Source organism: Bradyrhizobium sp. 23, assembly GCF_023073295.1.
Taxonomy (GTDB): domain Bacteria; phylum Pseudomonadota; class Alphaproteobacteria; order Rhizobiales; family Xanthobacteraceae; genus Bradyrhizobium; species Bradyrhizobium canariense_D.
In genome coordinates this window covers 111,283-119,977 of the sequence record NZ_JADPJF010000088.1, presented here as the reverse complement: position 1 = coordinate 119,977, position 8,695 = coordinate 111,283, and the positions used below count along the sequence as shown (strand labels likewise).

Here is an 8,695-nt window from a genome sequence, read left to right as displayed (position 1 = left end):
AAGCCGCTTCCGCGAGGCGAAGGCCCGGGCATCCACGGACTTTCCAGCCGGGCCCAAGAACGTGGATGGCCGGGACAAGCCCGGCCATGACGACAGATTAGTGAAAGGCGAATGACTGCCGCGGCCTACCGCGACGATGGCTTGTTGGCCGAGGCCTGCGCGTCGAGGTAGCAAGGCTTGTACATAGCCTGGAGCTGCCGGCCCTTCAGGAAGAGCATATGCGGGGTGAGGCCGCCGCGCTGATTGATCCAGCGCTTCACCTGCGAGGGATACATCGCATAGAGCATCTGGGTCGCTTCGGTATTGGTGACGGCGCGGCCGTTGCTGCCGAAATCCCACGCGGCGTGGAAGCCCAGTGTGGCGTGCGACGTCACGCAGATGCGGTCAGGCGGGATGGCGCCGAGGACGATGGTGCAGGCAGAGGCGCAGAGACCGTCGATGATGACGGTATCGCCCGACTGTCGCAGGTCCTGGTATTTGTCGACGTAGGTTCCGATCCGGCCGCCGCGGTCATCCGCGATCCGAACCACCGCGTGAGAAGCGCCCATGCTCGCGATCAGGAGAACCGCCGCAAGCAACCCCGTCAGAAACTTCATTGGCCCCCGCCCCAGTCGAATTCGAATCTGTGTGTCAGGTGGTGATGCCCTGCTAGGGTCCGTCGTAACCGCGGTTTTGTCTAGGCATGCCGGCTCGCTCAAAACAAATTCAAATCCAGTGTTGCGCCGGCGCTGCACTCAGCCGGTCTTTTTCCCGAAGTGGAACAAGTTAACGATGTCTTACGCGCCGTCCTCTTGATCTCAGTTGCAACCGCCGGCCTCAATCCGGGCAACTACAGGGAGGAACCTGTGGAGGGCGAAACACATGGAGGGGGAAACATATGGCCGAACAGATGGCTGAAGAGACTGACGTCATCGTTGTCGGCGCAGGACTGTCGGGCCTGGTGGCCGCAACCGAGATCGCGGACGCCGGCAAGCGCGTAATCGTGGTCGACCAGGAGGGCGAGCAGTCGCTCGGCGGCCAGGCGTTCTGGTCGTTCGGCGGATTATTCCTGGTCGATTCGCCGGAGCAGCGCCGGCTCGGCATCAAGGACTCCTTCGACCTCGCGATGCAGGACTGGCTCGGCACCGCCGGCTTCGACCGCGACGAGGATTTCTGGCCGCGGCAATGGGCCGACGCCTATGTGGCGTTCGCGGCCGGCGAGAAGCGTGCATGGCTGCGAGCGATGGGCCATCGCATTTTCCCCGTGGTCGGATGGGCCGAGCGCGGTGGTTATGACGCGATGGGCCACGGCAATTCGGTGCCGCGCTTTCATGTCACCTGGGGCACCGGGCCCGGCATCGTCGAGCCGTTCGAGCGCCGGGCGCGCGAGGCGGTCAGAAGCGGCCGGCTGAGCTTTCGGTTCCGCCATCGCGTCGATGCGCTCTCGATCACCAACGGTACGGTGGATGGCGTCGGCGGCGCCATTCTCGCCCCCGACAATGTCGAGCGCGGCAAGAGTTCGTCGCGCAATGTTGTCGGCGAGTTTGCGTTGAAGGCCCAAGCCGTGATCGTGGCGTCCGGCGGCATCGGCGGCAATCACGAGCTGGTGCGGCAGAACTGGCCGAAGCGACTCGGCGCGCCGCCCAAATTCATGATCTCCGGCGTGCCCGAGCATGTCGACGGCCGCATGATCGGCATCACCGAGAAAGCAGGCGCGCGGCTGATCAACCGCGACCGCATGTGGCATTATGTCGAAGGCATCCAGAACTGGTCACCGATCTGGCCGCGCCACGGCATCCGCATCCTGCCCGGCCCCTCCTCGATGTGGTTCGACGCCACCGGCACGCGCCTGCCGGCGCCGTTGTTTCCCGGCTCCGACACGCTCGGCCAGCTCCAATACATCATGTCCACCGGCTACGATTATTCCTGGTTCATCCTGACCCAGAGCATCATCAAGAAGGAGTTTGCGCTGTCGGGCTCGGAGCAGAATCCCGACCTCACCGGCAAGAGCTGGCGTATGACCATCAAGCGCGCCACCAACAAGGGCGCGCCGGCGCCGGTGGAAGCGTTCAAAAGCCATGGTGTCGACTTCATCGTGCGCGACAAGATCGAGGATCTCGTTGCGGCCATGAACAAGCTGGCCGGCAGCGACCTCCTCAAGCTCGAGCACATCAGGATGCAGATCGAGGCGCGCGACCGAGAGATCGCCAACCCTTACGTCAAGGATGCGCAGGTGATGAACATTCACAATGCGCGGCGCTATATCGGCGACAGACTGATCCGCACCGCCTCCCCTCACCGCATCCTCGATCCCGCGCAAGGGCCGCTGATCGCGGTCAAGCTCAACATCCTCACCCGCAAGACGCTCGGCGGTTTCGAGACCGACCTCTCTTCGCGCGTGTTCGGCGAGGAGGGCAGCGTCATCCCCGGCCTCTATGCAGCCGGCGAAGCCGCCGGCTTCGGCGGCGGCGGCGTGCACGGCTATCGTTCGCTGGAAGGCACGTTCCTCGGCGGCTGCCTGTTCTCGGGCCGCAATGCGGGCCGGGCCGCGGCGAAGGCCGTGGGCTAGATGATGCGGCCGCGGCTGCGCATCGGGGCGTTTGTTGCGGCATTAGCCGCTGCCTCGGCTGCGTCCGCGGATACGATCGATATTGACGGTGTGAAGCGGTCCTACACTGTGCAACTGCCGTCGAAGCGGCTCGTGCCGCTCGTCGTCGTGCTGCACGGCAAGACGCAGCGCGGAGCCGACATGATGACGCGGACAGCGTGGCCGCAGGTCGCAAAGCGCGAAGGGTTTGCGGTGGTCTTTCCTGATGGCCTCAACCACGCATGGGCCGATGCGAGGACCAAGGCGGGACCGGCGCTCCGTGGCCCGCCCGCGGGTACCGACGACGTCGCCTTCATCGCAAAGCTCGTCGAGAAGCTGGTGGCGAACGGCACCGCCGATCCTCGCCGCGTCTATGTCACCGGCATCTCCAATGGCGGCGCCATGGCAATGACGCTGGTCTGCGCCCGAGCCGATCTGTTTGCTGCCGGCGCGAGCGTGAGCATGAACCTCACTGATGAGACCGCTGTCACGTGCCATCCGTCGCGGCCGTTGCCGATGCTGCTGATGAACGGCACGGCCGATCCGCTGGTCCCCTACGAAGGCGGCCGCGGATCGAGCTATTATGCCGCAGACAGTTTTTGGTCCACCGACGAGACGCTTGCGTTCTGGCGCAAGCTCAACGGCTGCGAGACCGATAATGCCGACATGACCGATTTGCCCGACAGGGCGCCAGCAGACCAGTCCACGGTGACGCGGATCTCCTCGCGCTGTCCTGAAGGGCACGACGTCGTGCTTTATCGCATCAATCAAGGCGGTCATCGCATGCCCGGATTTTCTCCGGATGCCCGCTTCCCGAAGGTCGCCGCCAGCTTGCTCGGGTCGCAGAACGGCGACATCGACGCAGCCGAAACGATCTGGACGTTCTTCGGCCAGTTTCCCTGAAGTGCAACTCAGGCATCGCCGATGACGCATGCGTGCCTGGCAACGCATGCGTGCCCGGCAACGCATGCGTGCCTGGGGTGGCACAGGGCAAGCCGCTGCGCTAGACAGGGCCGCCATTCAAAGGAGACCCCCAATGAGCATTCAGCGTCTTGAAACCGGCCCGCGCATGAGCCAGGTCGTCGTGCACGGTAACACAGTCTATCTCGCCGGTGTCGTCGCCAACAACGCCGCCGGCGAAAGCGTGACGAAGCAGACCCAGGACATTCTGGCGACTATCGACAGCCATCTCGCCAAGGCCGGCACCGACAAGTCCAAACTTCTTTCGGCCACGATCTACATCACCGACATGAAGACGTTTGGCGAGATGAACGCGGTGTGGGACGCCTGGGTCTCGCCCGGCAACACGCCGGCACGCGCCACCGTCGAAGCCAAGCTCGCGGCGGCACAATACACCGTCGAAATCATGGTCACGGCGGCCAAGTAAGTTCGCGACAAACATTTGCGCGCGCTTGTCGGCGCATGATCCGATCGGGAAACCGCTTCACACTTTCCCGCATCATGCGCATGACCTCCGAGGTAATCGATCAGCGCGCGCAAACCTTCGATAATCATGTCAGCCGAACGACACGGCGCCATCGAAGGAGACGACAATGACCGATCCCATCACCATCGCTCGCCGCTACATCGATCTCTGGAACGAACGTGCAGCTGACCGCCGGCGCGAACTGCTGAGCCAGAACTGGACGGCGGATGCGAGCTATGTCGATCCCCTGATGAAGGGCGACGGCCATGACGGCGTCGATGCGCTGATCGCAGGCGTGCAGCAGCGCTTCCCCGATTTCAAATTCAAGCTGATCGGCGAGCCCAACGGCTACGGCGACCATGTCCGCTTCAGTTGGGGCCTTGGTCCTGACGGCATCGACAGCCCGATCAAGGGTACGGATTTCGCCGTGCTGAAGGACGGCCGTATCAGGAGCATCACGGGATTTCTGGACCAGGTGCCCGCCGGCACGTGAGCGCGCGCTGCTCGTTGCTGCGCCCTCTCCCCCGGTAAGGGAGAGGGCACACTTTCGTTCGTCGCACAGGCGCTAGTTATTCGCGCTCGCGGAATCGTCCATCGCCTTGAAGGCTTCCTCCAGCTGCAGCGAGATCGGCACGTTCAGCCGTTCGCCGGTCGGAAGCCGTGCGGTGAACCATTTGTTGTAGAGCGGAACGAGGTCGTGGTTGGAGCCGAGCTTGCGGAAAGTGCGATCGACCACCGCCGCCAGTTGCGGTTCGCCCTTGCGGAACATGATGCCGTAGGGGTCGTAGGACAGGTAATCGCCGGTGACGCGGAACTTGTCCTGTGCCTTGTGACGCACGATCAGGCTGGACAGCAGGATGTCGTCGGTCGCGAACGCATCGGCCTTGCCGTCGACGAGCATCTGGTATGACTGTTCGTGATCGGCACCGACAACGATGGTCAGTCCCAACGATGACTTCTTGTCGGCCGCCTGGATCGCCTGCTCGTTGGTGGTGCCCTTCGTCACCACGACGGTCTTGCCCTTCAGATCAGTCAGTGACTGGACGCTGGACGCCTTCGGCACCATCAGCTTGGTGCCGGCGACGAACATCAGCGGCGAGAAGGCGACGCGCTTGCCGCGCTCGGCATTGGCCGTGGTCGAGCCGCATTCCAGGTCGATCTTGTTCTGGAGCACGGCGTCGATGCGGTCATCGGAGGTGACCTTGACGTAGGCGATCTTCAGATTGGGATCGTCGACCTCGACGCCGATCTCCTCGACAATAGCCTCGCAAAGCTCGAGGCTGTAGCCGATCGGCCGGTTGGCCTGGTCGAGGAAGGAGAACGGCGGCGAGCTCTCGCGATAGCCGAGGCGCACGGTGTGCGCGGTCTTGATCGCCGACAGCGTCGGGCTAAGCCCTTCGCTGCCACCGGTCTGGGCGGAGGCACCCGTGGCCAGCAGGCACGCTGCCAGCAACAGGCCGCCCGATATCGCCATTGAAAGGCGCATGATGCACTCCGATCAATGGCCGGCCATCGCAGGCACTTCGCCGGGGATCATGTCCCCCGGCACGGCATCGCCAGGTTCAAGCTCGTGCTCGGGCCCGAGCTCGCCTTCCCACTTGGCCACGACCGAGGTCGCGAGCGTGTTGCCGATCACGTTGGTGGCGCTGCGGCCCATGTCGAGGAAGGTGTCGATGCCCATGATCATCAACAGCCCCGCCTCGGGGATGCCGAACTGCGAGAGCGTCGAGGCGATCACCACGAGGGAGGCGCGCGGCACGCCGGCCACGCCCTTCGAGGTGATCATCAGCGTTGCCAGCATCGCGAGCTGGGTGCCGAGCGGCATGTCGATGTGATAGCTCTGCGCGATGAAGACGCTCGCGAAGGTGCAGTACATCATCGTGCCGTCGAGATTGAAGGAATAGCCGAGCGGCAGCACGAAGCTCGATATCCGCGACGAGGCGCCGAACTTGTTCAACCCCTCCAGAGTTTTCGGATACGCCGCTTCCGAGCTCGCGGTGGAGAACGCGATCATCAGCGGTTCGCGGATCAGCTTCAGCAGATGGGCGTAGCGCGGCCCGATCACGATGAAGCCCACGACCACCAGGATGCCCCACAGGAGCGCGAGCGAGAGATAGAAGCCACCCATGAAGACGATGAGCTTCCAGAGCACTAGCAGGCCGTTCTTGGCAACCGTCGCGGTGATGGCGGCCCAGACCGCGAACGGCGCGAACAGCATCACATAGCCCGTCACCTTGAGCATGATGTGGCCGATGTCGTCGATCAGCGCCAGGATCGGCTTGGAGCGCTCGGGCATCGAGCCCATCGCCACCGAGAAGAACACGGCGAAGATCACGATCTGCAGGATCTCGTTCTGCGCCATCGCATCCGCGATCGAGGTCGGGATCAGATGGGTCAGGAATTTTTCGATCGAGAAGGCGGAAACCGGCAGGCCGGTCGACTGCGCCTTGTCAGGCAGCGTACCCGGGAAATTCGCGCCGGGCTGGAGCAGATTGACCATCACGAGGCCGAGCATCAGCGAGACGAAAGAGGCGCTGACGAACCAGCCCATGGTCTTGGCGAAGATGCGGCCGAGCTTGGAGCCCGAGCCCATATGAGCAATGCCGCCGACCAGGGTCGCAAATACCAGCGGCGCGATGATCATCTTGATCAGGCGCAGGAAAATCACGGCGATCAGGTTGATGGACGAGGCCCAGTCGCCCCGCGTGTCGGGCAGGAAATTGTAGATCGCCGCGCCCATGATGATGCCGAGCACCATCGCCACCAGAATGAATTGCGTAAACCTGTTCGACATTGAACACCCCCGCTACACCGACCGCTTCATGATGTCGCAGATATGACGACTGCGCAACACGCTTGGCGTGCGATCGTCGGGCGGATGTTCCCGTTGCGAAACTGGCGCCCGCGATCTAGCCTTCATGCAGCGCACAACGAAAGCGGCTTGCACGTTTTTCTTGCGGCCGCTGCATCAATAATCGTCAAACGACCGAGGGGAAACATCATGAGCGGCAGCATCAATCGTCAGATTCTTTTGGTGGAAAAGCCCAGCGGCAAGCTCGGTCCCGAGCACTTCAAGCTGGTCGAAGGTGCGGTGCCCGAGCCGAAGGACGGCGAGGCCTTGCTGCGCGTGCGTTACATCTCGCTCGACGCCGCCAACCGCGCCTGGATGCACGGCGCGACCTATCGTTCAGCGGTGGAGGCCAACAGCGTGATGGCCGGCGGCGCCATCGCCGAGGTCATCAGCTCGAAGGCGCCGGAGCTTGCGCCGGGCGACATCGTGTTCGGCGACACCGGCTGGCAGGAGTTGGCGACAGTGCCCGCCAAGCATCTCACCAAGATGCCGAAGCTCGAGCCGATGACGCATCTGCTCAGCGTGTTCGGCATTGCCGGCCTCACCGCCTATTTCGGCCTGCTGGAGATCGGCAAGCCCAGAGAGGGCGAGACGGTCGTGGTCTCCGCGGCCGCGGGCTCGGTCGGCTCGATCGTCGGGCAAATCGCGAAGATCAAGGGATGCCGGGTCATCGGCATCGCCGGCGGCGCCGACAAGTGCAGCTGGCTGACCTCCGAACTCGGCTTCGATGCCGCCGTCGACTACAAGGACGGCGCGGTGTTCAAGGCGTTGCGCGCGGCGGCTCCGAAGGGCATCGATGTCTATTTCGACAATGTCGGCGGCGACATTCTCGAAGCCTGCCTGCCGCAGATGAACAATTACGGCCGCATCGCCTGCTGCGGTGCGATCTCGCAATATGACGGCGCGCCCTCGGCACACGGCCCGCGCGGCGTGCCCGGCCTGATCGTGGTGAAGCGGCTCGTCATGCAAGGCTTCATCGTGATGGACTACATGAAAGAGAGTCAGCGAGCGCTCGCCGACCTCCAGGCCTGGGTCACATCCGGCAAGCTGAAGGTGCAGGAGGACATCATCGACGGCCTCGAGAACACGCCGAAGGCGCTGGTCGGATTGCTGGCGGGCGAGAACCGCGGCAAGCGGATGATCAAGCTCTGACGACGTAGTTACGTCGCAATTGCAAAGCCAATATCTACTTGCGGTAGAGGTCGCGGCGGCCAATGATGTCGCGCGCGGCATCACCCGCGACGATTGTTTGCATCACATTTGAAAAAATTGTCGGCGTTGCCGACAGGGCAGGAATACTCGGATGTTCAACACGTTGAAACATGCGTCGGCACGCGGGGCGTTGCTGGCGGCGGCTCTCTTCGCAACTGCAGCAGGCGCATTCGCACAAGCGCCGACCGAGGCGCAAAAGAGCGCGATCCGCTCCGCATGCCGCTCGGATTTCATGGCGCACTGCGCGAGCGTCACGCCCGGCGGCGTGGAAGCCTATCAATGCCTGCAGAAGAACATGTCCAGCCTGTCCTCGGGATGCCAAACCGCGGTCCGCGCCGTCGAGCCTGCTGCGGCGCCGAAGACCGAGGCTGCACCCAAAGAGGCTCCACCCAAGGCGGAGGCCGCGCCTGCCGCGCCGAAGGCTGAAACCGCCCCCGCCGCAAAGCCGGCATCTGGAGCAGCGCCGAAGGACGCGGCAGCCAAACAGCCGAGCAGCGCGCAGGTCGCTGCCGTCAAGAGCGCGTGCCGCGCCGATTATCCCAAGGTGTGCGCCAGCGTGCCGCCAGGCGGCGCGCCTGCGCTCGAATGCCTCGAGAAGAACAAGGCAAAGGTTTCGCCGGCCTGCGAGAAGGCCGTGAGC

General features: G+C 63.7%; 9 protein-coding genes. 6 read left to right on the top strand and 3 right to left on the bottom strand.

The window, feature by feature from the left end; genetic code table 11:
• Positions 1-125: 125 nt before the first annotated feature.
• Entirely contained in the window at positions 126-596 is a 471-nt protein-coding gene (locus IVB32_RS21480; protein ID WP_018453000.1) for a hypothetical protein, read from the bottom strand.
• 293 nt (positions 597-889) lie between these two features.
• Here IVB32_RS21480 and IVB32_RS21475 point away from each other — a divergent pair, with 293 nt between their 5' ends.
• From IVB32_RS21475 to IVB32_RS21460, 4 genes are all read left to right on the top strand, one after another.
• Complete coding sequence (locus IVB32_RS21475) at positions 890-2,548, top strand: FAD-binding dehydrogenase (protein WP_026232436.1); 1,659 nt, start codon at positions 890-892, stop codon at positions 2,546-2,548.
• On the top strand, positions 2,549-3,469 hold the full coding sequence (locus IVB32_RS21470; RefSeq protein ID WP_204512766.1) for a PHB depolymerase family esterase: 921 nt from the start codon (positions 2,549-2,551) through the stop codon (positions 3,467-3,469). It begins immediately after the preceding gene.
• A gap of 133 nt (positions 3,470-3,602) precedes the next feature.
• Positions 3,603-3,953, top strand: a complete 351-nt coding sequence (locus tag IVB32_RS21465) for a RidA family protein (protein ID WP_007599359.1) — start codon at positions 3,603-3,605, stop codon at positions 3,951-3,953.
• A gap of 166 nt (positions 3,954-4,119) precedes the next feature.
• Positions 4,120-4,485: a nuclear transport factor 2 family protein gene (locus tag IVB32_RS21460; RefSeq protein ID WP_018452997.1), complete on the top strand. Its 366-nt coding sequence runs from the start codon at positions 4,120-4,122 to the stop codon at positions 4,483-4,485.
• Between the two features lie 72 nt (positions 4,486-4,557).
• Here IVB32_RS21460 and IVB32_RS21455 read toward each other — a convergent pair whose 3' ends face one another.
• Both IVB32_RS21455 and IVB32_RS21450 read right to left on the bottom strand, forming a co-directional pair.
• Positions 4,558-5,478, bottom strand: coding sequence for an amino acid ABC transporter substrate-binding protein (locus IVB32_RS21455; protein ID WP_026232434.1), 921 nt, complete (start codon positions 5,476-5,478; stop codon positions 4,558-4,560).
• A 12-nt stretch (positions 5,479-5,490) separates the two neighbouring features.
• Positions 5,491-6,786 (bottom strand): dicarboxylate/amino acid:cation symporter, encoded by a 1,296-nt coding sequence (locus IVB32_RS21450; RefSeq protein WP_027569994.1) that lies wholly within the window; start codon positions 6,784-6,786, stop codon positions 5,491-5,493.
• 207 nt (positions 6,787-6,993) lie between these two features.
• Here IVB32_RS21450 and IVB32_RS21445 point away from each other — a divergent pair, with 207 nt between their 5' ends.
• Positions 6,994-7,995 carry an NADP-dependent oxidoreductase gene (locus IVB32_RS21445; protein WP_018452994.1) on the top strand — a complete coding sequence of 334 codons (1,002 nt, stop codon included), beginning with the start codon at positions 6,994-6,996 and terminating at the stop codon, positions 7,993-7,995.
• A gap of 151 nt (positions 7,996-8,146) precedes the next feature.
• A partial coding sequence (locus IVB32_RS21440) for a cysteine rich repeat-containing protein (RefSeq protein ID WP_247411375.1) occupies positions 8,147-8,695 on the top strand: 549 nt, incomplete at its 3' end.

Excerpts from the sequence above, each read along its gene's own strand:
- IVB32_RS21480 (WP_018453000.1), bottom strand. The coding sequence starts at position 596 with ATGAAGTTTCTGACGGGGTTGCTTGCGGCGGTTCTCCTGATCGCGAGC.
- IVB32_RS21475 (WP_026232436.1), top strand. The coding sequence starts at position 890 with ATGGCTGAAGAGACTGACGTCATCGTTGTCGGCGCAGGACTGTCGGGC.
- IVB32_RS21470 (WP_204512766.1), top strand. The coding sequence starts at position 2,549 with ATGATGCGGCCGCGGCTGCGCATCGGGGCGTTTGTTGCGGCATTAGCC.
- IVB32_RS21465 (WP_007599359.1), top strand. The coding sequence starts at position 3,603 with ATGAGCATTCAGCGTCTTGAAACCGGCCCGCGCATGAGCCAGGTCGTC.
- IVB32_RS21460 (WP_018452997.1), top strand. The coding sequence starts at position 4,120 with ATGACCGATCCCATCACCATCGCTCGCCGCTACATCGATCTCTGGAAC.
- IVB32_RS21455 (WP_026232434.1), bottom strand. The coding sequence starts at position 5,478 with ATGCGCCTTTCAATGGCGATATCGGGCGGCCTGTTGCTGGCAGCGTGC.
- IVB32_RS21450 (WP_027569994.1), bottom strand. The coding sequence starts at position 6,786 with ATGTCGAACAGGTTTACGCAATTCATTCTGGTGGCGATGGTGCTCGGC.
- IVB32_RS21445 (WP_018452994.1), top strand. The coding sequence starts at position 6,994 with ATGAGCGGCAGCATCAATCGTCAGATTCTTTTGGTGGAAAAGCCCAGC.